The 22,194-nt window shown below is 51.0% G+C and carries 22 protein-coding genes; 15 read left to right on the top strand and 7 right to left on the bottom strand.

What is annotated here, in order from left to right:
• Nucleotides 1–109: 109 nt before the first annotated feature.
• The gene (locus tag KQJ19_RS00915; RefSeq protein WP_216403239.1) at nt 110–901 is read left to right on the top strand and encodes an SDR family oxidoreductase; all 792 of its coding nucleotides are present in this window, start codon (nt 110–112) and stop codon (nt 899–901) included.
• Nucleotides 902–1,043: 142 nt separating this feature from the next.
• Here the strand turns inward: KQJ19_RS00915 and KQJ19_RS00910 are convergent, their stop codons facing one another.
• The 5 genes from KQJ19_RS00910 to ycgZ all read right to left on the bottom strand — a co-directional run bounded on the left by KQJ19_RS00910 (nt 1,044) and on the right by ycgZ (nt 2,821).
• Nucleotides 1,044–1,595, bottom strand: a complete 552-nt coding sequence (locus KQJ19_RS00910; protein WP_016156766.1) for a LuxR C-terminal-related transcriptional regulator — start codon at nt 1,593–1,595, stop codon at nt 1,044–1,046.
• Complete coding sequence (locus KQJ19_RS00905) at nt 1,595–1,840, bottom strand: hypothetical protein (RefSeq protein WP_016156767.1); 246 nt, start codon at nt 1,838–1,840, stop codon at nt 1,595–1,597. The genes KQJ19_RS00910 and KQJ19_RS00905 overlap by 1 nt, the downstream gene beginning before the upstream one ends.
• A gap of 128 nt (nt 1,841–1,968) precedes the next feature.
• Entirely contained in the window at nt 1,969–2,235 is a 267-nt protein-coding gene (locus tag KQJ19_RS00900) for a biofilm development regulator YmgB/AriR family protein (RefSeq protein ID WP_016153343.1), read from the bottom strand.
• A 34-nt stretch (nt 2,236–2,269) separates the two neighbouring features.
• Nucleotides 2,270–2,542: a hypothetical protein gene (locus tag KQJ19_RS00895; protein ID WP_047502190.1), complete on the bottom strand. Its 273-nt coding sequence runs from the start codon at nt 2,540–2,542 to the stop codon at nt 2,270–2,272.
• 42 nt (nt 2,543–2,584) lie between these two features.
• Nucleotides 2,585–2,821: a regulatory protein YcgZ gene (ycgZ, locus tag KQJ19_RS00890; RefSeq protein ID WP_016153345.1), complete on the bottom strand. Its 237-nt coding sequence runs from the start codon at nt 2,819–2,821 to the stop codon at nt 2,585–2,587.
• 320 nt (nt 2,822–3,141) lie between these two features.
• Between ycgZ and KQJ19_RS00885 the strand changes: the two genes are divergently transcribed.
• From KQJ19_RS00885 to KQJ19_RS00835, 11 genes are all read left to right on the top strand, one after another.
• On the top strand, nt 3,142–4,353 hold the full coding sequence (locus KQJ19_RS00885) for a diguanylate phosphodiesterase (RefSeq protein ID WP_200080020.1): 1,212 nt from the start codon (nt 3,142–3,144) through the stop codon (nt 4,351–4,353).
• Nucleotides 4,354–4,574: 221 nt separating this feature from the next.
• Complete coding sequence (locus KQJ19_RS00880) at nt 4,575–5,306, top strand: MerR family transcriptional regulator (RefSeq protein ID WP_032931597.1); 732 nt, start codon at nt 4,575–4,577, stop codon at nt 5,304–5,306.
• Nucleotides 5,307–5,626: 320 nt separating this feature from the next.
• On the top strand, nt 5,627–6,157 hold the full coding sequence (locus tag KQJ19_RS00875; protein ID WP_016153348.1) for a spore coat protein U domain-containing protein: 531 nt from the start codon (nt 5,627–5,629) through the stop codon (nt 6,155–6,157).
• A gap of 14 nt (nt 6,158–6,171) precedes the next feature.
• Entirely contained in the window at nt 6,172–6,894 is a 723-nt protein-coding gene (locus KQJ19_RS00870; protein WP_216403237.1) for a molecular chaperone, read from the top strand.
• A gap of 55 nt (nt 6,895–6,949) precedes the next feature.
• Nucleotides 6,950–9,235 (top strand): fimbria/pilus outer membrane usher protein, encoded by a 2,286-nt coding sequence (locus KQJ19_RS00865; RefSeq protein ID WP_216403236.1) that lies wholly within the window; start codon nt 6,950–6,952, stop codon nt 9,233–9,235.
• Nucleotides 9,236–9,248: 13 nt separating this feature from the next.
• Nucleotides 9,249–10,217, top strand: coding sequence for a spore coat protein U domain-containing protein (locus KQJ19_RS00860; RefSeq protein WP_216403234.1), 969 nt, complete (start codon nt 9,249–9,251; stop codon nt 10,215–10,217).
• Between the two features lie 321 nt (nt 10,218–10,538).
• Nucleotides 10,539–11,813, top strand: coding sequence for a Glu/Leu/Phe/Val dehydrogenase (locus KQJ19_RS00855; protein ID WP_016153352.1), 1,275 nt, complete (start codon nt 10,539–10,541; stop codon nt 11,811–11,813).
• Between the two features lie 325 nt (nt 11,814–12,138).
• The gene (dhaK, locus tag KQJ19_RS00850) at nt 12,139–13,209 is read left to right on the top strand and encodes a dihydroxyacetone kinase subunit DhaK (protein ID WP_216403232.1); all 1,071 of its coding nucleotides are present in this window, start codon (nt 12,139–12,141) and stop codon (nt 13,207–13,209) included.
• An 11-nt stretch (nt 13,210–13,220) separates the two neighbouring features.
• The gene (dhaL, locus tag KQJ19_RS00845) at nt 13,221–13,853 is read left to right on the top strand and encodes a dihydroxyacetone kinase subunit DhaL (RefSeq protein WP_016153354.1); all 633 of its coding nucleotides are present in this window, start codon (nt 13,221–13,223) and stop codon (nt 13,851–13,853) included.
• A gap of 10 nt (nt 13,854–13,863) precedes the next feature.
• Complete coding sequence (dhaM, locus tag KQJ19_RS00840) at nt 13,864–15,294, top strand: dihydroxyacetone kinase phosphoryl donor subunit DhaM (protein WP_016153355.1); 1,431 nt, start codon at nt 13,864–13,866, stop codon at nt 15,292–15,294.
• 171 nt (nt 15,295–15,465) lie between these two features.
• A complete protein-coding gene (locus KQJ19_RS00835) occupies nt 15,466–17,178 on the top strand; it encodes an alpha,alpha-trehalase (RefSeq protein WP_216403230.1) in 1,713 nt (570 codons plus the stop codon).
• Nucleotides 17,179–17,510: 332 nt separating this feature from the next.
• Here the strand turns inward: KQJ19_RS00835 and KQJ19_RS00830 are convergent, their stop codons facing one another.
• Nucleotides 17,511–17,765, bottom strand: a complete 255-nt coding sequence (locus tag KQJ19_RS00830) for a GlsB/YeaQ/YmgE family stress response membrane protein (RefSeq protein WP_016153363.1) — start codon at nt 17,763–17,765, stop codon at nt 17,511–17,513.
• Nucleotides 17,766–17,965: 200 nt separating this feature from the next.
• On the opposite strand from KQJ19_RS00830, the gene ycgR reads away from it, so the two are divergent.
• The gene (gene ycgR / locus KQJ19_RS00825; RefSeq protein WP_216403228.1) at nt 17,966–18,700 is read left to right on the top strand and encodes a flagellar brake protein YcgR; all 735 of its coding nucleotides are present in this window, start codon (nt 17,966–17,968) and stop codon (nt 18,698–18,700) included.
• 11 nt (nt 18,701–18,711) lie between these two features.
• On the opposite strand, the gene emtA is transcribed toward ycgR, so the two are convergent.
• Complete coding sequence (gene emtA, locus KQJ19_RS00820; RefSeq protein WP_016153365.1) at nt 18,712–19,323, bottom strand: membrane-bound lytic murein transglycosylase EmtA; 612 nt, start codon at nt 19,321–19,323, stop codon at nt 18,712–18,714.
• Nucleotides 19,324–19,421: 98 nt separating this feature from the next.
• Here emtA and ldcA point away from each other — a divergent pair, with 98 nt between their 5' ends.
• Nucleotides 19,422–20,336: a muramoyltetrapeptide carboxypeptidase gene (gene ldcA, locus KQJ19_RS00815; RefSeq protein WP_216403226.1), complete on the top strand. Its 915-nt coding sequence runs from the start codon at nt 19,422–19,424 to the stop codon at nt 20,334–20,336.
• A gap of 97 nt (nt 20,337–20,433) precedes the next feature.
• On the top strand, nt 20,434–22,173 hold the full coding sequence (locus tag KQJ19_RS00810) for a potassium/proton antiporter (RefSeq protein WP_016153367.1): 1,740 nt from the start codon (nt 20,434–20,436) through the stop codon (nt 22,171–22,173).
• The last annotated feature ends 21 nt before the right edge of the window (nt 22,174–22,194 follow it).

Here is a 22,194-nt window from a genome sequence, read left to right as displayed (position 1 = left end):
TCATGAAGGGTGTTCATAGACACAATCATTTTAGCCCTATTACTGACAATAATGATAATTGATATTCTGGCTGTAGAGAAAATAAGTCTGAATTATCATAAGGTTTATCATGAAAATACTCATTGCAGGCGCGACCGGAAGTATTGGTCTTCATGTCGTGAATACCGCTATCGAAATGGGTCATCAGCCCGTGGCGCTGGTCAGAAATAAACGGAAAGTAAAATTACTTCCGCGTGGAACGGATGTTTTTTACGGCGATGTTTCAATGCCTGAAACACTTACCGATTTGCCGAAAGATATTGATGCCATCATCTTCACGCTCGGTTCCGATGGCCAGGGGCGTATTGGCGCCAGAGCGATAGATTACGGCGGTGTGCGTAACACTTTACGACTCTTCAGGGATACACCTGTACGCATCGGTTTAATGACCACGATTGGCGTGACTGAACGACTCAGTACCTGGAATCAACGCACTGAGGTTCATGACTGGAAAAGACGTGCCGAACGTCTGGTCAGAGCGAGTGGTCACCCCTATACCATCGTCAGACCCGGCTGGTTTGATTACAACAATGATGATGAACACAGAATCGTTTTGCTCCAGGGGGATCGTCGCCATGCAGGAACACCAGAAGATGGTGTGATATCAAGGCAGCAAATCGCCCAGGTTCTGGTCAGTGCCCTGACTAACGAGGCGGCAAAAAATAAAACGTTTGAGCTGGTGGCCGAACGAGGCGAAGCACAGCCGGATCTTACTCCACTGTTTGCAGACCTGCAGGCTGATGATCCACAAAAAAATGATGGCATTTTAGATATAGACAATATGCCTCTGTGTGAAGAACCTGAGTGCATTATTAACGAGCTGAACCGCACGGGGTTGCTGAAATCTATAAATAAATCATAAGCATCCCGACAAGGCTGTATCATCGCCCTCTTATAATGCGCGTTAATTTATTTTCAGAACAGAAGACATCATCGATGAGATAACCCGAGCGATTGATTTAAACGTACACAAATCGCTGAAGGTAAGTTTAGCGTATCGATGATCAGGCATGCTTCAGCCAGTTCCGGAATATTTGCGCTTGCAGTATTCCCTGAAAATCAATCAGCCCTGAGCAACCAAGTTTCTTGATCAGATTCTGCCTGGCCTGGTAAATGGTTTTTAAGTGTAGATTTAACATGGCAGATATCTCAAAAACAGTTCGCCCCTCCCCTAGCTGCGTTAAAATATATTTATCTCGCGCAGTCAAGGAGATATTGAGTTCCGATTGATGCTCGTGCTTACCACCAGCACGAGTAATATCAATAATAAATTGCTTGATTGAGGCAACATCGCTATCTACTGGCAGTCTGTAAAGTGAGATGTCATTGAGATACTGATACAGATGGCCATCAATCAGCAGCACCAGACGATACGTATTCAGATCGTAATTTTGCTTTTTTACCGCGTCAAAGTGATTAGCGGTGAAGAAAACAAGTCGCGCCTTGTCATCTTCAAAAACGATATCTGCAAGGATATTCTTTAACCCTTGCCTGATATAGATATCATCAATCCATAAAACTGCGTTTCCAGCATGTTCCTGCACGATGTTCATCATTATGACCTCAACGAAAAATCACCATTGACCTCACCGGGCTGCGAAGTTTTATCGAGTTGAAGATGTGCCAGAATCTGTGAATAGAGATCGGTCAGTATCACATTCTTCTCATTCTTCAACTGCGTGCTGAATGCCTGAATAAGAACATCATTACTGATACAACCCTGTTTTAACATGACATTACGCTCTATATCCTTATACAAAGCGCAGCGGAAAATAAAATCTTCCGGAATTGAATTAGCCATATCAACTCCATAATATGCAGTCATAAAAATAAGAGGATGCTATGTATAGTCTTAATCCAAAAAGCGAAGCGACAGAACTTACATCATACAATAATTGTGCTGTGTATTTATATTAATGTGTTATCTCATTAGACGTCATCAGCCGTATAACGTAACACTATTTCCAGGGTTTTTCTGATAATGTCTGCCTTGACAACGTCAGTTGTTGACTCCAGCGAACTAATCAGGCTTAAAATGATATTTTTATTATTAACATTATCACCTGCCAGAATTACATTTGTTACCGCCTGCCCCAATACCACTGACTCATCTGCTAATAGTTCACCTGCATTATGGAAGTAACTTGATAAAGCTTTATCCGTCATTACACTGTGGACATTAATTTCATGAAGCATGGTAACCTCGCTTGTATAGTCTGGAGAATTATCTTTAATGTAATTTAGGGTTTTTGCTGGCACTGAAAGCACTCTCATCTCTCGTTTTTTCCGGTTTTCTGCTTATCTTCCCCGGATTAACATTTGTGAAATCATTGATAACGCTGTCAATTAATTGTTTACGTGTACCATCCATTTCACTGGCATGCATAAGCCGCAATTGCTTAATCAGTGCAGCTAACGAAACGTCTGTATGCATTCGCAAAATTTCTAGCACAGCCAAACCTGTAATTTCATGTTTCAAGCGTTCACTGTCAGGTTTCTTCATAACTCCTTCACTACTTACCCATTATCATAGTAGGGCTTTATTTTATTCGAAAAGCAGGCCGATTAACGCATTGTAATGTTTCTGTTCATTCTCACCTGATGCATTTTCAAGACGGTGCAGAAGTTTGGTACACAGTGATTTGCGACTGAGATTGCGCCCATCTTTTAGTATCTCAGTCACGATTTCGCCCAACGTTTCCTGTTGGGTTGGCAGATGCGCTTTAGCAAAGTAACGAGAAATCGCGCTTGCAGAATCAGTGCGAACAGTATGCTGCTGCATGGAGTGCTCCTGTAACAAAATGCTGGTGAATATTAAGTTTTATAACAGTAGCAAAGCTGTACCGAAAATGTGTACAACATAGCACGCTAATTTTTAGCAAAAAATGCTAAACTAATTAAATCATGCTGTTACGATGGTTAAGTTCTCCATGAAATTCAATTTCTTTGTACAAATCACTTTGTATTATCAATGATAATTGATCTGTATTAGCCCCGATTACTTGTAAAGACAAAGTTAGAATTATGTATTAAAATCAGGGCGTAACCTGGTTTGTCTGATACTGACCAGACCTCTTCTCCTTCCTTGATCCCGGACTGTCCATGCTCACGACCATTATTTACCGTAGCCATCTACGTGAAGACGCCCCTCTCAAAGCGCTTGAGGATATGGTGACAGCCGCAAATATCAAAAACAGGCGATCAGATGTTACGGGGATCTTACTCTTTAACGGCCATCACTTTTTCCAACTGCTTGAAGGCCCAGAGGAGCAGGTAAAAGAGATCTATCGTTGTATTTGTAACGACCCCCGGCACCACAATATCGTTGAACTGATGTGTGATTACGCACCTGCGAGAAGATTCGGAAATGTAGGGATGGAGTTATTTGATTTACAAAAACATGAACGGAATGACGTCCTGCAAGCTGTACTCAATAAGGGTACGTCCAAATTTCAGCTCACGTATGATGACAGAGCATTACAGTTTTTCCGCACATTTGTCCTCGCCACGGAAAAATCGAGCTATTTTGAAATACCTGCGCCTGATTACTGGAGTTTTATAACCGACAATACCTGTACCATCCTGGATGAAAGCACACTCCCGTCAGATACAGATTTCAGCTTTGCTTTTCAACCAATTATCGATCCTATGTCACAGCGCGTCATTGCGCTGGAAGCCCTTATTCGCGGTAAAGACGGTGAAACGCCCGCAACATATTTTGACAAATTCAAACCTGAAGATGTGTATACCGCTGATCTGCAGAGCAAAAAGACTGCATTTGCAATGGCAAGCGCACTGGGTCTTAATCACAAAATGCTGTCGGTTAATCTGTTACCCATGACCCTGGTAAACAGACCCGATGCAGTCAGCTTTCTTATAAACGAAATCGCGGCGCATGGACTGGTGCCTGAACAAATCATTGTAGAGTTTACCGAAAGTGAAGTTATTTCGCGTTTTGATACGTTCGCGCAGGCCGTGAAATCACTCAAGGCAGCGGGTATATGTGTGGCGATAGATCATTTCGGGGCAGGTTTTGCCGGGCTTCAGCTTTTGTCTCGCTTTCAACCGGACCGAATTAAGATAAGCCGCGAACTCATCACTGATGTGCATAAAAGTGGACCACGGCAGGCCATCATTCAGGCCATAATCAAATGCTGCGCTTCACTGGAGATAATGATTTCTGCGGTCGGCGTCGAAAAACCTGAAGAGTGGATGTGGCTTGAATCCGCGGGTATTGAGATCTTCCAGGGTAACCTTTTTGCAAAAGCCTGTCTGAATGGTACTCCGTCTGTCGCGTGGCCAGAGAAAAAATGATTTCTCAACGTTATAATAATTAACCTATTGTTATTACACAATAATCCCGCCACCTCTTTTATGCTGAACATAAAAATTCAGCATTTACTCCCTACGTGATAGTAAAGTAAATCTTAATTTTGCTAGAATCCTATGTATGTTTTGTACAATTTGATGCATGTTGTACAAAGTAGCAGGAACCGCATATCGGTGACGGAGAATCAGGAGTGTCTGGGGGAATTATGGCTTATTACAGCATTGGGGATGTCGCAGAACGTTGCGGGATAAATCCTGTCACCCTTCGGGCATGGCAACGACGTTACGGTTTACTCAAACCTCAACGCAGCGAAGGTGGCCACCGACTCTTTGATGAAGAGGATATTCAACGTATTGAAGAAATAAAACGTTGGATTAGCAGTGGCACACCCGTTGGCAAAGTTAAAGCATTGCTGGAAACCAGTACCCGTGAAACTGACGACGACTGGAATCAATTGCAAGAAGAGATGATGGGCATTCTTCGTATGGCGTATCCCCCGAAGCTGCGAGCCAAAATTATCGCACTCGGTCGCGCCTACCCCGTAGATGCGTTGATTGATCGCGTTTATCTTCCCGTGCGTCAGCGGTTGATACTTGACCATAATACATCCCGCATCATGAACAGTATGCTTGATGGCGCATTGATTGAATATGTAGCCACCCTGCTGTCTGAAACGCGCCGCAAATCAGGGAAAGATGCCATCCTGATGGCCTGGGATGTTGAAGACCGAACCCGTTTATGGCTCGAAGCCTGGCGTTTATCGCAATCGGGCTGGCATATTGCCGTGCTTGCTGAACCCATTGAATCGCCAAGACCTGAACTCTTCCCCGGGCAAACGCTTTTTGTCTGGACTGGTATCACGCCAACCCGCAGACAAAATGAACTTCTACAACACTGGAACGAACAAGGTTATAAAGTCATTTTTCACAGCCCGTAACCAACATGTATCGCAGTAATGAGCTGAGTAAGATAAATCTTACTAATTCTCATTTTTTGGGTGGTTATTTTGAATGCCATCCAATGAATCTGTGTTCCCTACCCGCCTGACTTAATACCCGCAGTAGCATAAAAACAAAACAATATACTCACCCGTGGGTATTATTTTTTTGCAAACGACATCACCTTTTTCCTAAGTAAAATTTATTAGATCAACTGGCGCACGCCTAATACTTATTCTAGGGTTAAACCATGTCTTCCTGTACCACATTATTGTTTTTCTAAAGTAATAAATGTGGTTATTTGAAAAAGGTAAAGGATATGGCTCTAGTCTTAGACAAACGCTTAATTCTTTGTTGCTGCGCCTTTTCCATTATTCCCGTGGCAAATGCAGCAACCGTTAACGGAACATTTCAGGTACTGATGACGATTCAAAAGGCCTGTACCGTGACTGCCGGTTCGGCTTCAAATATCACGCTTGGACCGGTGAATACCACGGCAACAAATACCAATGCAAGCAACACGATTTCGATTAATTGCTCAAAAACCACGCCCTATTTTATCGGCCTGGCGCCGTCGGCCGCCAATGGGGGGACGACGACGGGCTCAGGCGCCATGTCCTCCGTGGCTAACGCTGCCACTAATACCGATAAAGTGCCCTACCAGCTAAATCGAACATCAGCAACAGGTCCAGTGTGGGGGAACACCGCCACCGACACCGCGCCTGGAAACGGCGTAGCGGCGACGGGGACCGGGCTGGTGCAAACGTTTACTGTTTATGCCACCGCACCGAGCGCCAACTTCACTCCTGACGACTATGCCGACACGGTAACGGTTAACGTTAACTACTAACTTCAGGAAGCCACATGAGAGTAAAACTGCCTGTTCAGCAGTGTGCCTGCGCATGCCTGTTAGGGATGGTTGCGAGCCTCAACCCTGCTGCCGCCAGCGGACTGCAAATCGCCCCGGTCACATTAACTTTGCTCGCGACGCAAAATGCCGATGGTATCTGGCTTAGTAATGCGGGTGAAAATGTGCTCAATGCCCAGGTTCGGGTTTTTCGCTGGAGCCAGAGCGCTTACGGCGACAAACTTACCCCCTCTCAGGGGCTGGTCATTAGCCCGCCGATGCTGGCATTAGCCCCCGGAGAACGTCAGTTGATTCGCGTTATTCGGACCGGCCCACCTTCGGCACATGCTGAAGACGCTTATCGGTTATCGATAGATGAGTTACCGCCTGCAAAAGTAGAAAAAAATAAGCTTCAGTTTGTGCTGCATTATTCCGTCCCCGTTTTCATTCAACCAACATCAGCGGCGCAAACGCAGGCTAAATTGCAATGGAAATTACAACAGCTTGATGGCAAAAAATTTATTGAAGTGAGTAACCAGGGAAATGGGCATGCACAATTATCTGCTGCAACATTTATAAGCCCTGACGGTGCTAAAAAAGTTATTACGCCCGGACTGTTAGGCTACGTTTTACCCGGCTCAACGATGCGCTGGATAGTCTCTCCGTCGGCCAGTAATACTCATGATGGCGGGAAAGTTGAAGTCACAATCAATGGCCAAAAAACAGTACAAGATCTGTAACAGATCCTGGCTTCTGGTGAAATATTGCTTTCTCAATGGAGTATTAATATCGGGAATGGTTTGCGCACAAACGCTGAATAATAACCAGAACGAAGATGGTGTTATTAATGGCGCAGCGCAGCTCGTGGGGGTCAATTTGTATCTCGACGTCACCTTAAATGGGAATCCCGTTGGGCTGGTGCATTTGGGTTACGATAATGGAAAGCTCTATGCAGGGGCAGATACCCTGCGAAAAATGGGCTTTCACTTTGCGCCTGACGCCACTCACGCCGTCTGCCTGAACGATATCCCCGAGCTAACCATTGACTATAACGTTCAGTTGCAAACGCTTTCGCTTACTGCGCCACTCAGTTCACTCGATCTTGCGACCACGCAGCTTAACTCCCCCGTGGAGACCGCGCCGACGGCGACAACATCACGCGGAGCGCTGCTCAATTACGATATCTATACCCAACAGGGGGATGAAAGCGCAATAAATACCTTCAGCGAACTCCGCGCTTTCAATGCTGCAGGCGTGCTCAGCACCACCCAGTTGACGCAGTATTCCACCGAGGAAAATGCGGATAACAGCGTTGAGCGACTCGATACCAGCTGGCGTACGTCATTTCCCGAAACGATGCTGGCGGTAACCGTTGGCGATACCCTGACCAGTTCACTTATCTGGTCCCGGCCGACGCGTATCGGCGGCATTCAGATAGGAACCGATTTTGGTTTGCGGCCCTATATGCCAACCACCCCGCTCCCTGCATATCTTGGCTCCGCGACGTTGCCGTCAAACGTTGAGCTGTACGTCGACGGCGTCAGGTACTACAACGGAGAAGTCCCCGCGGGTAGCTTTCAGATCAACACAATGCCGAACATCAGCGGCGCGGGAACGGGTCAGGTAATGATGACGGATGCGCTGGGCAGAACGAGCATACAAAATTTTTCGTTCTACAACGATCAGCAACTCCTGCGGGAAGGATTAACTGCCTGGTCTGCAGAACTGGGTACGGTACGCGAAAACTATGGTTACTCCTCTTTTGATTATGCCAGCGCACTGGTACTGAGCGGTACATGGCGTCGTGGGTTTAGCAATACGTTCACCGCCGGGACTCACGCTGAAACCAGCGATGGACTGATTAACGCAGGCTTCAGTAACGACTGGATCCCAGGCACCCGCAGCGGCACGTTTTCGACCTCAATTGCCGCAAGTACCGACGCAGGAAAGAACGGTTTTCTGTACAGTTTTGGTTATCGTTGGTCCGGCGAACGGTTTAATTTCAGTACCAGTACGACAGCCACTTCCGGCGATTATCGCGATGTCGCCACCCATTATGGCGAGCCGCCACCGACGCTTAACAGCAATACGGTCATTGGCTATTCGCTGGAAGCTGCCGGTAATGTCAGCCTGAGTTACCTGCAGTTTCGTTATCCGCACGAAAATGCGGTGCGCTACGCCAACGCCAGCTGGTTCAAATCGATTACCGACAACATTTCACTGAATGCCGGATTCAACCAAAACATCGACGATAACCGCGATCGCAGTCTCTATCTGATGGTGACAATGACCACTGATAACAATCTCAGTGCCAGCAGCACCCTACAACGCACCAATGATGAAACCGGCTACCAGCTCAACGCCAGCCTGACGCCTCCTGCCGACGGCGGCTGGGGCTGGAATCTGGCCGCCAGTCAGCAGGCTTCCCGGCAAAGCGGTCAGGGAGAAGTGGGATATCTGGGGCGTTATGGTAAAGCGTACGCGGGATTCAGCCGTTTACCGGATAACCACTACGGCTACGCAGGCGCCACCGGATCGCTTGTTACCATGGGAGGCGGCCTGTTTGCAGCACGTGAAATCAACAATGGCTTTGCCGTCGTATCCACTGACGGCGTTCCTGACGTCCCGATTAAATTACAAAATAACCTGATTGGTCGCAGCGACGACCAGGGGCTATTGCTGGTCACGCCACTGAACAGTTATCAAAAAAACCTGATCAGTATTGACCCAATGGATCTCCCCGCCAATATGCGGATCGCGCGCGTTGAGGCGAATGCAACGCCTGCCGATCGTTCCGGTACACTGGTTAGCTTTGGCATTACCCCGGTACGCGCTGCGCAGGTCATCCTCGTCGACAATCAGGGTAAACCCATTCCCGAAGGCAGCATGGCATACGCCATCAGCGGAGCAGGACAATCGTCTGTCGTTGGTTTTGATGGGATGACCTGGTTCGACATGCTGGAACAGCACAACGCGCTACGCGTTGAGACAGACGCCGGCAGTTGTCGCGTGCAATTTGACTATCCCACTTCCGCAAAGGGGATTGTGCAAATAGGTCCACTGGTTTGCCGGCCACACTAACAGGAGTGCGCTCATGAGGTTAAGGCATCTGTTACTCATCGCAGCCGTACTCTTTTGTCCGGCGATTAGCCATGCCGTAACCTGTTCGGTGAGCAATGTGCAACCCATAAATTTGGGCTCAGTCAATCCGCTGTCTGCGACAGGCACAACGTCATCAATGACGTTCAACTACACCTGCACCAAAGAGCTTGGCGACGTGCTGGCAGGGATCAACCTCTGTTTTAATATTGGCTCCTCAGCCGTCAGTGGCCAGGTGACACCTCGAAATATGTCATTAAACGGAACACCTGCCAGAACGCTGGCATACCAGCTTTACCAGGATGCCGGACACACCAAAGTCTGGGGGAGTCAGTATCAGTCGGGAACAACTTTTCCAATGGTACAGCTTAACCTGCTGAACCTGACGCCAGTGACGGGCTCACTCACGGTATCAGCGCAGATTGTCACGCCACAAACTTCAGCCGTCCCCGGAAGCTATCAGGATAGCTATACGGCGGCGACAGCCCTTGTCACCCTCAATCCTGGATTGCTTTTCCCGCCGACCACCTGTGGCGATACCGTTGCCGCCAGGCTTCCCTTCACCGTATCGGCGACGGTCAGCAAACAGTGCAATATCACCTCTGCAACCAATATTAGCTTTGCGCCAGCCGGGGCGACCGGGCGTAACCTAACGGCTTCAAATACCGTGGGCGTAGCATGTTCCAATAACACGCCTTACACCATCGGACTTCAGCCCTCTAACGGCAATACGGCAGGCAGCGGCGTGATGTCCGGCACGGGGTCAAATACGGACAAGGTCCCCTACCAGCTTAGCTCGACGCCGGGGCCGTCCGGTACGGTTTGGGGCAATTCATCGCTCAATACTGTCGCGGGCAACGGTACGGGAACCACCACCACCTACCCGGTTTACGCCACCGTTCCCAGCGCGAACTACACGCCTGACAACTATGCTGATACCGTTACCATCGCCGTGACCTACTGACCTCAGCTTAATCGCAATAAAGCAAATACATTTTATTATCATATTATTTACTTTTAGAGGTGCGTCATAAATCTGACAAATTGCGATTTTTATAAATCATGCATATTAAATTATCCAGTCAGCAAAATAACCGAAATATCTGCACAATCAAAGAATAACTATTCACTTCTCAGCTAAAACCCACACGCTTCATGCCGATAAACCGTGTTAGCCGGACAGGCCATTCCATGAAATAAATGTTAAATTTAGGTTCATATGGTGTGATTCACTGTATACCACGGCCAAATTAAGAACATATTACTTTTATAACTAAGGTTTATCATGGATAAGTTATCTTACGCTTCAGATAGCAGCACATCTGCCTGGAATACCTACCTGCAACAAATCGAGCGTGTGGCCCCTTACCTGGGCGAACTTTCCCATTGGGTGGATACCCTGCGCCACCCAAAACGCGCGCTGATTGTCGATATCCCGGTGCAGATGGATGACGGTACTATCCGTCATTTTGAAGGGTATCGCGTGCAACATAACCTCTCCCGCGGGCCGGGCAAAGGCGGTGTGCGTTATCATCCTGATGTTGATCTTAATGAAGTGATGGCCCTGTCCGCATGGATGACCATCAAATGCGCAGCGTTGAACCTGCCGTACGGCGGTGCGAAAGGTGGCGTGCGCGTCGATCCGTTCTCGCTTTCCGAAGGTGAACTGGAGCGTTTAACCCGCCGTTATACCAGCGAAATCGGCATTATCATCGGGCCGCAGAAAGACATTCCTGCGCCGGATGTGGGGACTAACGGAAAAGTAATGGCCTGGATGATGGATACCTACTCCATGAACCACGGCACCACCGTGACCAGCGTGGTCACCGGTAAACCTATTCACCTCGGCGGCTCGTTAGGCCGTGATAAAGCCACCGGTCGTGGTGTTTTCGTCAGCGGTCTGGAAGTGGCGCGTCGTGCCAACATCGACGTTGAAGGCGCTCGCGTAGCGGTGCAAGGTTTTGGTAACGTCGGCAGCGAAGCCGCCCGCCTGTTCGCGGCAGCAGGAGCACGCGTGGTCGCGATTCAGGATCACACCGCAACGCTGTTTAACTCAACGGGTATCGACATGGCCGCGTTGTCTGCCTGGCAGCTGGAGCACAAACAGATTGCCGGTTTCCCGGGCGCTGAAACCATTGCCAGCGAAGCCTTCTGGAGCCTGGAGATGGATATTCTGATCCCGGCCGCGCTCGAAGGCCAGATCACCCGTCACCGCGCGGAAACGCTGACCTGTAAACTGGTACTCGAAGGCGCTAACGGCCCAACCTATCCGGACGCCGACGACGTTCTGGCAAGCCGCGGTATCGTGGTTGTCCCAGACGTTGTTTGTAACGCCGGCGGCGTTACCGTCAGCTACTTCGAATGGGTTCAGGACATGGCTAGCTTCTTCTGGAGCGAAGAAGAGATTAACAATCGCATGGACAAAATCATGACCGATGCGATGGTACACGTGTGGGAAAAAGCGGCAGAGAAATCCTGCTCACTGCGTACGGCAGCCTACATTGTTGCCTGCGAACGCATTCTGCTGGCACGTAAAGATCGCGGAATTTATCCGGGCTAACGCCGAAATCGACCATGCCTACAAACCACCTGCTCTGCAGGTGGTTTGTTTTCCATAAACACCCGTGAATCAGCTTCCCGGCCAAATACGGCCCAACCTCTCATTTTCGCTGTTTTATGCACCATGACGTTCCAATACGGAACATTATTATGTTGCTACGTTTCGTATTGAAACGCCCATTACAGCAATTTTCTTTTGCCAACCCGTGTGCAAAATTACCTTATCGGCAGCGAGCAGTCGCCGTGGCGTTGTATAACCCGATACCCTACATCAGATGCCTGCCCGAATCTGGCAGCCATCCAGGACTGTCTGCGGAGCATAAATAATGAAAAAATTGATTAACCGTGTTGAAGACGTACTGACTGAACAACTCGCCGGACTGGCGAAAGCGTATCCTTCCCTGGCCCTGCATCAGGATCCGGTATATGTCACCCGCGTAGATGCGCCGGTAATGGGCAAAGTGGCGCTGCTTTCCGGCGGCGGCAGCGGACACGAGCCTATGCACTGCGGTTACATTGGTCAGGGCATGCTCTCTGGTGCCTGCCCGGGTGAAATTTTTACCTCACCCACGCCGGATAAAATGTTCGAATGCGCCATGCAAATTGATGGCGGCGAAGGCGTACTGCTGATCATCAAAAATTACACCGGCGATATTCTTAATTTCGAAACCGCCACCGAGCTGTTGCATGAAAGCGGCGTCAAAGTCACCACCATGGTAGTGGATGACGACGTGGCGGTGAAAGACAGTCTGTATACCGCCGGTCGTCGTGGTGTGGCGAATACCGTATTGATCGAAAAACTGGTCGGCGCTGCCGCCGAACGCGGTGACTCACTGGAAGTCTGTGCGGCGCTGGGTCGTAAACTGAATAACCAGGGCCACTCCATTGGGATAGCCATTGGCGCCTGTACCGTTCCGGCCGCCGGACAACCGTCGTTCACGTTGCAGGATAACGAAATGGAGTTTGGCGTGGGTATCCACGGGGAACCGGGCATTGACCGCCGCACCTTCACTTCCCTCGATCAGACCGTTGATGAAATGTTCGATACCCTGCTGGAAAACGGCAACTACAGCCGTACGCTCCGCCACTGGGACAACGTTCAGGGCGCGTGGCAGGAAGGCAAAGAAAGCAAACGCGCGTTGCAAAGCGGCGATCGTGTCATTGCGCTGGTCAATAATCTCGGTGCGACGCCGCTGTCAGAACTCTTCGGCGTGTATAACCGCCTCGAAAGCCGTTGCCAGGACGCCGGCATTGTCATTGAGCGCAACCTGATCGGTTCTTACTGTACCTCTCTGGATATGACCGGCTTCTCAATCACCCTGTTACAGGTGGATGACGACACGCTGAGCTTATGGGATGCACCGGTTCACACCCCTGCTCTCAACTGGGGTAAATAAGGAGATACATGATGTCCCTCAACAGAACACAAATTGTTAACTGGCTCTATCGTTGCGGTGAGATCTTCACCACCGAAAGTGATTTTCTCACCGGTCTTGATCGGGAAATTGGTGATGCCGACCACGGTCTGAACATGCACCGCGGCTTTAGCAAAGTCGTCGAAAAGCTGCCGTCCATCGCCGATAAAGACATTGGTTTTATTTTGAAAAACACCGGCATGGTGCTGCTCTCAAGCGTCGGGGGGGCCAGCGGTCCACTGTTTGGTACCTTTTTTATCCGTGCCGCCCAGGTGACCCAGGCTCATCAAAGCCTGACGCTTGAGGAGTTGTATCAAATGATTCGTGATGGCGCGGAAGGTGTGATTAGCCGCGGTAAAGCTGAACCTGGCGACAAAACCATGTGCGATGTCTGGCTGCCGGTAGTGGAATCTTTACGCCAATCCTGCGAGCAAAAGCTGAGCGTACAGGCGGCGCTGGAAGCGGCAAGCCAACAAGCGGAAGCAGCAGCGCAAAGCACCATCACCATGCAGGCCCGCAAAGGCCGCGCCAGCTATCTCGGTGAGCGCAGCATTGGGCATCAGGATCCCGGCGCAACGTCCGTAATGTTTATGATGCAAATGCTGGCTCAGGCGTCCAGAGAGTAAGGATAAAGCGATGGTAAACCTGGTTATTGTTTCTCACAGCGCCCAGTTGGGCGAAGGCGTCGGCGCGCTAGCCCGGCAGATGTTAATGGGTGATGGATGCAAAATCGCTATAGCCGCAGGCATTGACGATCCTGAGAATCCGATTGGTACCGATCCTATCAAGGTGATGGAAGCCATTGAGTCCGTGGCCGATACGGATCACGTGCTGGTGATGATGGATATCGGTAGTGCGCTACTGAGTGCGGAAACCGCGCTGGAACTGCTCGATCCGGCCATTGCCGCCAAAGTACGTCTGTGCGCCGCGCCGCTGGTCGAAGGCACGCTCGCCGCAACGGTTAGCGCTGCCGCAGGTGCTGACATTGAGCGGGTCATCTGTGATGCCATGAACGCCCTCGATGCCAAATGTGAGCAACTGGGTTTACCTTCGCCATCTGCAGCAAAGCCGACATCCGCCGAATTCGCGCCTGATGCAGATGCTCATTCAGTGGCCATTGTGGTGAAAAACCCAAACGGCATTCATGTGCGTCCGGCTTCACGGCTGGTTTCCGCGCTGTCTGGCTTTAACGCCGATATGTGGCTGGAGAAAAATGGCAAGTGCGTCGTCCCTGATAGCCTGAATCAGATTGCCCTGCTGCAGGTACGCTGTAACGACACGCTGCGCCTGATTGCCAAGGGCGAACAGGCAGAGGATGCACTGGCCGCATTCAAACAGCTGGCGGCTGAGAATTTTGGTGAATCGCTCGAGCCCGCGCATGCTGATACCGTGGTGACGAAGGTTCCCTCACAGGTCACGGGGACAGCATTCTGTTACACACCGTTCTCACCACAGGTAAGCCAGCAGCCTGTAGCCTCACTCCAGATTGAGCAGCAACGGTTACGGGTCGCTATCCAAAGCACGCTGAACGACTTAAGCGGGCTAACCGCGCTTGCAGAAGAGAGATATTCCGCAGATATCGCCGCTATTTTCTCCGGTCACCACACGCTGTTGGACGATCCGGATCTGTTCGATATGGCCTGTGATCTAATGCGTGAAACGCAGTGCAGCGCGGCCTGGGCCTGGCATCAGGTGCTGAGCGATCTCAGCCAGCAGTATTTACAGCTCGACGATCCTTACCTGCAGGCGCGATACATCGATATTGAAGATTTGTTGTCTCGTTCACTGCAGTATTTAACGGGAGAGACTGCACAAATTCCCGCGTTCATCCGCCCCACTATTTTGGTCGCGGAGGTCATCTATCCATCTACGGTGCTGCAACTCGATCCGAAGACCATCAAAGGCATCTGCCTGCGAGACGGGAGCGAAGCGTCCCACCCGGCGATTATCGCCCGTGCAATGGGGTTATGTTGGTTATGTCAGCAAGGCGAGGCCATCGAGAGTATCACGATGGGTGATACCCTGACCCTTGACAGCGTGGCCCAGCGGATAACCCGCGCGGGCTGATGTCGGTTGCACGCCCTTTCCCGACAAAGGGTGTGCATCTTTTCGATTCGCGTCGGGAAATGTCTGTTTATTCGCAAAATGGGGCGTCGATCACGCGCAACGGTCGATCCTGAACTAAGGTTTTCTCATGGTAAATGCCGCTGCTTCGGCACACCCTAAGGAGATTAACCGATGATAACGCCTGCAACTCGCCATCCAGGCCTGCTCTCTGTTGCAATAAAACTGACGCTCGCAAGCACCTTTTTTGCCCTTTCCTCTTTTGCCGTCAACGCCGAGGACGCACCAACCGCTACGCCTCAGCCGCCTGATATTTTGCTTGGCCCTCTGTTTAATGATGTACAAACGGCCAAACTGTTTCCTGACCAGAAAACCTTTGCTGACGCCGTTCCTAACAGCGATCCATTAATGATCCTTGCCGATTACCGGATGCAGAAAAATCAGTCCGGATTCGACTTACGTCATTTTGTGGAAGTGAATTTCACCTTGCCGAAAGCTGGCGAGAAATACGTCCCCCCAGCCGGGCAATCGCTGCGCGAGCATATTGACGGACTGTGGCCGGTACTCACCCGTTCGACAACCGACGCTGAAAAATGGGACTCTCTGCTGCCGCTCCCGGAACCGTATGTCGTGCCTGGCGGGCGTTTTCGCGAAATATATTATTGGGACAGCTATTTCACCATGCTGGGGCTTGCCGAGAGCAATCACTGGGATAAGGTCTCCGACATGGTGGCAAACTTCGCTTACGAGATTGATTCCTGGGGACACATTCCTAACGGCAACCGCACCTACTATCTGAGCCGTTCTCAACCGCCATTCTTTGCCTTTATGGTGGAACTGCTGGCGCAGCATGACGGGGATGACGCGCTGAAAAAATACCTCCCGCAGATGCTCAAAGAATACACCTACTGGATGGAAGGCGTCGAAACGCTCCAGCCCGGTCAGCAGAATAAGCGCGTGGTTAAACTGGATGACGGCACCGTTTTGAACCGCTACTGGGATGACCGCGATACGCCGCGGCCAGAGTCCTGGGTGGAGGATATCGCCACAGCGAAAAGCAATCCGAACCGACCGGCCACAGAAATCTACCGCGACCTGCGTTCTGCCGCCGCGTCGGGTTGGGACTTTAGTTCCCGCTGGATGGATAACCCCAATCAACTAGGCACCCTGCGCACCACCAGCATCGTTCCGGTCGATCTCAATGCGTTGATGTACAAAATGGAAAAGATGATCGCCCTCGCCAGCAAGGCCGCTGGGGATAATGCCAAAGCTGCACAATATGAAGGCTTCGCTAATGCCCGACAAAAAGGGATCGAAAAGCACCTGTGGAACGACAAAGAAGGCTGGTATGCCGATTACGATCTGAAGAGCCACAAAGTACGTAACCAACTCACGGCCGCTGCCCTGTTCCCGTTGTATGTCAATGCAGCAGCAAAAGATCGCGCCAGTAAAGTGGCCGCGGCAACCCAGGCGCATTTGCTGCAACCCGGCGGCCTGGCCACCACGTCGGTGAAAAGCGGCCAGCAGTGGGATGCTCCCAACGGCTGGGCCCCGCTCCAGTGGGTCGCCGCATCGGGATTACAGAATTACGGTCAGGATAACGTCGCCATGGACGTGACCTGGCGATTCCTCACCAACGTGCAGCACACCTACGATCGTGAGAAAAAGCTGGTTGAAAAGTATGACGTGAGTAGCACAGGCACTGGCGGAGGCGGCGGCGAATATCCGTTGCAGGATGGTTTTGGCTGGACCAACGGCGTAACGCTAAAAATGCTCGACCTGATCTGCGCCAAAGAAAAGCCCTGTGACAGCGTGCCCGCATCGCGCCCGGCCCCGGCAAGTACCACGCCAGTCGAGCCTAAAAAACTGGCTCAGCCGACATCTTAATGCCGTTACCTGAAGCGTTTTACTCCCCGAATCCGCGCTGCGTCGCGGATTTTTTCTGGCTTATATTTCGCCATTCCTGTTGTCTCTACGCCATCTAGCCCTTATGGGGTATTCCGGGTTTTCATCCGTGAGAAATTGATTCGCAAGGGTACGGTGATAGTACCCTTAACACGTTCACAGGTCGTATTGCCTCAGAGAAGTGACAAACATAAGGTGAACGTAGCAATATGCCGGAGGCAACAGATTCGTTACCTCCGAATGTGCCACTCTACGTTGTCGCTACGGCCACTCATCATTAACTGACAAGCATTACCCCGTCAGGGGCCGTTCGATTAATCTCGTCGCACAAGCCGAAAGACACCCAGCACAACAATCGCGCCGACCACGGCCACCAGGAAGCTGTGGAGATTAAACCCGCTGATATCGCCGCCGATACCGAACATCGTAGCCAGCCATCCACCGACCACAGCACCGATAATACCGAGAATGCAGGTCAGGATAAATCCACCGCCATCGCGCCCCGGCATAATCAGTTTGGCGATAACCCCCGCAATCAGACCAAAAATAATCCAGGTAATAATTCCCATTTCCAGGCCCTCTTTCCAGTGAACGCACGCGCAAGACATTCTTGCGCCAGCACGTTAAGTATAGGCAAGCCATCGCTACGTGCTTTTTCCCTCAGACTTAATTCATTGGGTTTGGTAAAAAATTTCATCCATTTGTATTAAGTTCCGTTGATTGATGCCGATAATCCAACGATAAACCAGGCATCCAGGAGTCATTAGGTGTGAGTAACTACAATGAGCAGTTCCTGAAGCAAAATCCGTTAGCGGTGTTAGGCGTACTCCGGGACTTAAATTCGCAGCAGGTTCCGCTGCGTATCTCCTGGTCTGGTGGCCAGTTCATCAGCAAAATACTGGCGGTCAGCCCGGACGAACTGATCGTGGATTTTGGTAGTCAGGAATATGAAAACCAGGCCGTGCAGCGGGCCAGTCAGATAACGATTATCGCCGAAACGCAGGGAGCTAAAGTGGAGTTCACCCTGCCACAGCTGAAAAAAGGCGAATACCAGCGGCTACCCGCATTTATCTCATCATTGCCGCCATCTCTGTGGTTCGTCCAGCGTCGGGAATATTTCCGTATCGGTGCTCCGCTGCATCCCCCCTATCGCTGCACGGTAAAAATGCCGGATAACAGCACGCTGTGTTTTCGCTTATTCGATTTGTCTCTTGGCGGTATGGGCGGGCTGTTAGAAACGGCAAAACCAGAGGGACTGGTAGAAGGCATGCGCTTTTCACAGGTTGAACTGAACATGGAGCAATGGGGAGTGTATCAGGTGGACGCCCAGCTAATTTCCATTAGCGAACGCAAAGTTATCGACGGGAAAAACGAAACAATTACCACTCCCCGCCTGAGCTTTCGTTTTCTCAACGTCGGCCCGGCGGTGGAGCGTAACCTACAGCGGATTATTTTTTCCCTCGAGCGCGAGGCCCGGGAAAAGTCGAATAAGGTGCGCGATTAGCATCACCTTAATTACATCACATCCAGCGCTTGTTGAAGCTTCCAGATATAGCGCGGAGCCTGCGGCGCCGGATGATTATCAGCAACATGTTCAATAAATTCATCCGGGCTGAGATCGTTTATCTTATTAATGGCTTTTTTCCTGTCGGAGGAGAACGTTCGCAGCAGCGCGCCCGCACCGTTGGCGTACGATACCACCAGCGCATATTGCATCACCTGCGGATCTTCGATCCCGGCCAGCGGCCCGGTCTCAAGAATGCTCAGGTATGCGGCCCCCATCGAGATATTGCGCTCAGGATTTTTCAGCTCGCTGGTCGACGGCTCGCCACTCCACCCCATGCGACGATAAACATCACGCCCTGACGTCGAGGCTTTTAACTGCATCAGGCCAATCGCATTAGACTTACTGACCGCATTCGGGTTTCCACCTGATTCAATAGCGATGATAGCGGTAATCAATTGTGGACTGACACCCCAGGCCGCACCGGCTTTTTCGCTGATCGGCATCCATTGCATTGCGCGTTTAACCGGAACTTCAGCATTCCACGGCGGATTTTTGTAATCCTGTTTTGAACTACAGCCCGCAAGTAATACAACCAAAAAAGCAAACCATCTCAATTTCACGTCATCTATCCTTATAGCCGGAACCTGTCGCTGAGGTGACAACGACATACCTACGCGGCATGATATACATTTGGTTTTAGTTGTAGCAAGGAAATGCCATGTCCCGGTTTCACTTAATTGCCCCGTCGGGCTACTGTATCAACCAGCAGGCTGCCTTACGCGGGCTGGCGCGTCTTACTGAGGCCGGTCATCAGGTCGACAATTCAGCGGTCATTGCGCGCCGCTGCCAGCGTTTTGCGGGTACAGAAGCAGAACGGCTTGCTGATGTGAACGCGCTCGTAAATCTGAACACGCCCGATACCATTGTGATGGCAGTACGCGGCGGCTATGGCGCGAGCCGTTTACTGGCAGATATTGACTGGCAGGCGCTGGCGAACCGTCAGCAACACAACCCACTGCTGCTGTGCGGACACAGCGATTTTACCGTGATCCAGTGTGGTCTGCTGGCGCAGGGGAATGTGATTAGCTTCAGCGGCCCGATGCTGGCGGCTAACTTTGGCGCCGAGGAGATGAACGCATTTACTGAGCACCATTTCTGGCAGGCTGTTCGCAATGCCCAATTTACCCTCGAGTGGCAAGGTAACGGTCCGGCATGTGCGACCGAAGGTACGCTATGGGGCGGAAATCTGGCGATGCTCATTTCTCTGATGGGCACGCCGTGGATGCCCGCTATCGAAAACGGCATTTTGGTGCTGGAAGACATTAACGAGCATCCTTTTCGCATTGAACGCATGCTGCTGCAACTGTATCACGCAGGAATACTGGCCCGACAAAACGCCATTATCCTCGGCAGTTTTAGCGGCAGCGCACCTAATGATTACGACGCGGGTTACAGTCTTGACTCAGTTTGTGATTTTCTACGCGCCAGGTTATCGGTTCCGTTGATCGACGGCCTCGATTTTGGTCATGAACAACGCACCGTCACCTTGCCGTTGGGGGCCAGAGCGGTATTGAAAAATGATAAAAACGGCGCTCAGCTCACCTTAAGTGGGCATCCGGTACTTAAATCGTAAAAAAAGCGGTTAACAGGGCTAAGTAAAACGCTGTTTCTGTCGTTATTATGTTAGGGTTTATAAATACGAAACAGCGTAATACAGGAGTAACCGAACGTTGGATGCCGCAGCAATAATTAGCCTTTTTATTTTGGGTTCCGTACTCGTCACCTGCAGTATCTTACTCAGTTCATTCTCATCACGTCTTGGTATCCCTATTCTGGTGATATTTCTCGCTATCGGTATGTTAGCGGGAGTCGACGGCGTGGGCGGTATTCCTTTCGATAACTACCCTTTCGCCTATATGGTGAGTAACCTGGCGCTGGCGGTTATCCTGCTCGACGGCGGGATGCGCACCCAGGCCAGCTCATTTCGTGTCGCGTTAGGCCCGGCGCTGTCGCTGGCGACCGTCGGGGTGCTGATTACCTCCGGACTCACCGGCATGATGGCCGCGTGGCTGTTTCATCTGGATCTTATCGAAGGACTCCTGATTGGCGCGATTGTCGGTTCAACCGATGCCGCGGCGGTTTTTTCCCTGCTCGGCGGCAAGGGGCTTAACGAACGTGTTGGCTCTACGCTGGAAATTGAATCCGGGAGTAATGACCCGATGGCGGTGTTTTTAACCATCACGCTTATCGCCATGATTCAAAATCACGAGACCGGTTTAAGCTGGATGTTTGCGGTGCATATTATCCAGCAGTTCGGCTTAGGAATCATACTAGGCCTCGGTGGGGGCTACCTGCTTCAGCAAATGATTAACCGCATTTCACTGCCTGCAGGGCTTTATCCGCTACTGGCCTTAAGCGGTGGGATCCTGATTTTTGCCCTGACCACTGCACTGGAAGGCAGCGGTATTCTGGCGGTCTATCTGTGTGGTTTCCTGCTGGGTAATCGCCCCATCCGCAACCGATTTGGCATTCTGCAAAACTTCGACGGTCTGGCCTGGCTGGCGCAAATCGCCATGTTCCTGGTGCTGGGACTGCTGGTTACGCCGTCCGACCTGCTGCCTATCGCGATCCCTGCGCTGATTTTGTCTGCATGGATGATATTCATTGCCCGTCCGCTTTCGGTCTTCGCCGGACTGTTGCCGTTTCGTGGCTTCAATCTGCGCGAGCGCATTTTCATCAGTTGGGTGGGCCTGCGCGGTGCAGTCCCCATCATCCTCGCCGTGTTCCCAATGATGGCGGGTCTGGAGAATGCGCGCCTGTTCTTTAACGTCGCGTTCTTCGTGGTTCTGATCTCGCTGCTGTTTCAGGGAACGTCACTTTCCTGGGCCGCCAAAAAAGCCAAAGTGGTGGTTCCTCCCGTCGGCTGGCCCGTTTCGCGCATTGGTCTGGATATTCATCCGGAAAACCCCTGGGAGCAGTTTGTTTATCAGCTCAGCGCGGATAAGTGGTGTGTAGGAGCCGCACTGCGCGACCTGCATATGCCGGAAGAGACGCGAATTGCCGCCCTGTTTCGTGACAACGTGCTGTTTCACCCATCCGGCAGTACGCGGCTGCGTGAAGGCGATGTTCTGTGCGTCATTGGCCGCGAGCGCGATCTCCCGGCTCTCGGCAAGCTGTTCAGCCAGTCGCCGCCGGTGTCGTTAGACCAGCGCTTCTTCGGTGATTTTATTCTTGAGGCCAGCGCGAAATATGCCGATGTGGCACTGATTTATGGCCTGGAAGATGGCACAGAGTATCGTGATAAACAGCAAACGCTGGGTGAAATTGTCCAGCATCTGCTTGGCGCCGCGCCGGTCGTCGGTGACCAGGTCGAATTTGCTGGCATGATCTGGACGGTTGCTGAGAAAGAAGATAATGCGGTGCTGAAGGTCGGTGTTCGCGTTGCTGAAGATGAGGATGAGGCGCGTTGATGCTTTTTGCCGGGCGGCGGT

The sequence above is a fragment of the Citrobacter sp. S46_ASV_140 genome (assembly GCF_018919545.1).
Lineage (GTDB): Bacteria > Pseudomonadota > Gammaproteobacteria > Enterobacterales > Enterobacteriaceae > Citrobacter > Citrobacter braakii.
Note: the sequence above shows the minus strand (reverse complement) of the source record. Positions and strands in the feature narration are given on the sequence as shown.

Excerpts from the sequence above, each read along its gene's own strand:
- KQJ19_RS00915 (WP_216403239.1), top strand. The coding sequence starts at position 110 with ATGAAAATACTCATTGCAGGCGCGACCGGAAGTATTGGTCTTCATGTC.
- KQJ19_RS00910 (WP_016156766.1), bottom strand. The coding sequence starts at position 1,595 with ATGATGAACATCGTGCAGGAACATGCTGGAAACGCAGTTTTATGGATT.
- KQJ19_RS00905 (WP_016156767.1), bottom strand. The coding sequence starts at position 1,840 with ATGGCTAATTCAATTCCGGAAGATTTTATTTTCCGCTGCGCTTTGTAT.
- KQJ19_RS00900 (WP_016153343.1), bottom strand. The coding sequence starts at position 2,235 with ATGCTTCATGAAATTAATGTCCACAGTGTAATGACGGATAAAGCTTTA.
- KQJ19_RS00895 (WP_047502190.1), bottom strand. The coding sequence starts at position 2,542 with ATGAAGAAACCTGACAGTGAACGCTTGAAACATGAAATTACAGGTTTG.
- ycgZ (WP_016153345.1), bottom strand. The coding sequence starts at position 2,821 with ATGCAGCAGCATACTGTTCGCACTGATTCTGCAAGCGCGATTTCTCGT.
- KQJ19_RS00885 (WP_200080020.1), top strand. The coding sequence starts at position 3,142 with ATGCTCACGACCATTATTTACCGTAGCCATCTACGTGAAGACGCCCCT.
- KQJ19_RS00880 (WP_032931597.1), top strand. The coding sequence starts at position 4,575 with ATGGCTTATTACAGCATTGGGGATGTCGCAGAACGTTGCGGGATAAAT.
- KQJ19_RS00875 (WP_016153348.1), top strand. The coding sequence starts at position 5,627 with ATGGCTCTAGTCTTAGACAAACGCTTAATTCTTTGTTGCTGCGCCTTT.
- KQJ19_RS00870 (WP_216403237.1), top strand. The coding sequence starts at position 6,172 with ATGAGAGTAAAACTGCCTGTTCAGCAGTGTGCCTGCGCATGCCTGTTA.
- KQJ19_RS00865 (WP_216403236.1), top strand. The coding sequence starts at position 6,950 with ATGGTTTGCGCACAAACGCTGAATAATAACCAGAACGAAGATGGTGTT.
- KQJ19_RS00860 (WP_216403234.1), top strand. The coding sequence starts at position 9,249 with ATGAGGTTAAGGCATCTGTTACTCATCGCAGCCGTACTCTTTTGTCCG.
- KQJ19_RS00855 (WP_016153352.1), top strand. The coding sequence starts at position 10,539 with ATGGATAAGTTATCTTACGCTTCAGATAGCAGCACATCTGCCTGGAAT.
- dhaK (WP_216403232.1), top strand. The coding sequence starts at position 12,139 with ATGAAAAAATTGATTAACCGTGTTGAAGACGTACTGACTGAACAACTC.
- dhaL (WP_016153354.1), top strand. The coding sequence starts at position 13,221 with ATGTCCCTCAACAGAACACAAATTGTTAACTGGCTCTATCGTTGCGGT.
- dhaM (WP_016153355.1), top strand. The coding sequence starts at position 13,864 with ATGGTAAACCTGGTTATTGTTTCTCACAGCGCCCAGTTGGGCGAAGGC.
- KQJ19_RS00835 (WP_216403230.1), top strand. The coding sequence starts at position 15,466 with ATGATAACGCCTGCAACTCGCCATCCAGGCCTGCTCTCTGTTGCAATA.
- KQJ19_RS00830 (WP_016153363.1), bottom strand. The coding sequence starts at position 17,765 with ATGGGAATTATTACCTGGATTATTTTTGGTCTGATTGCGGGGGTTATC.
- ldcA (WP_216403226.1), top strand. The coding sequence starts at position 19,422 with ATGTCCCGGTTTCACTTAATTGCCCCGTCGGGCTACTGTATCAACCAG.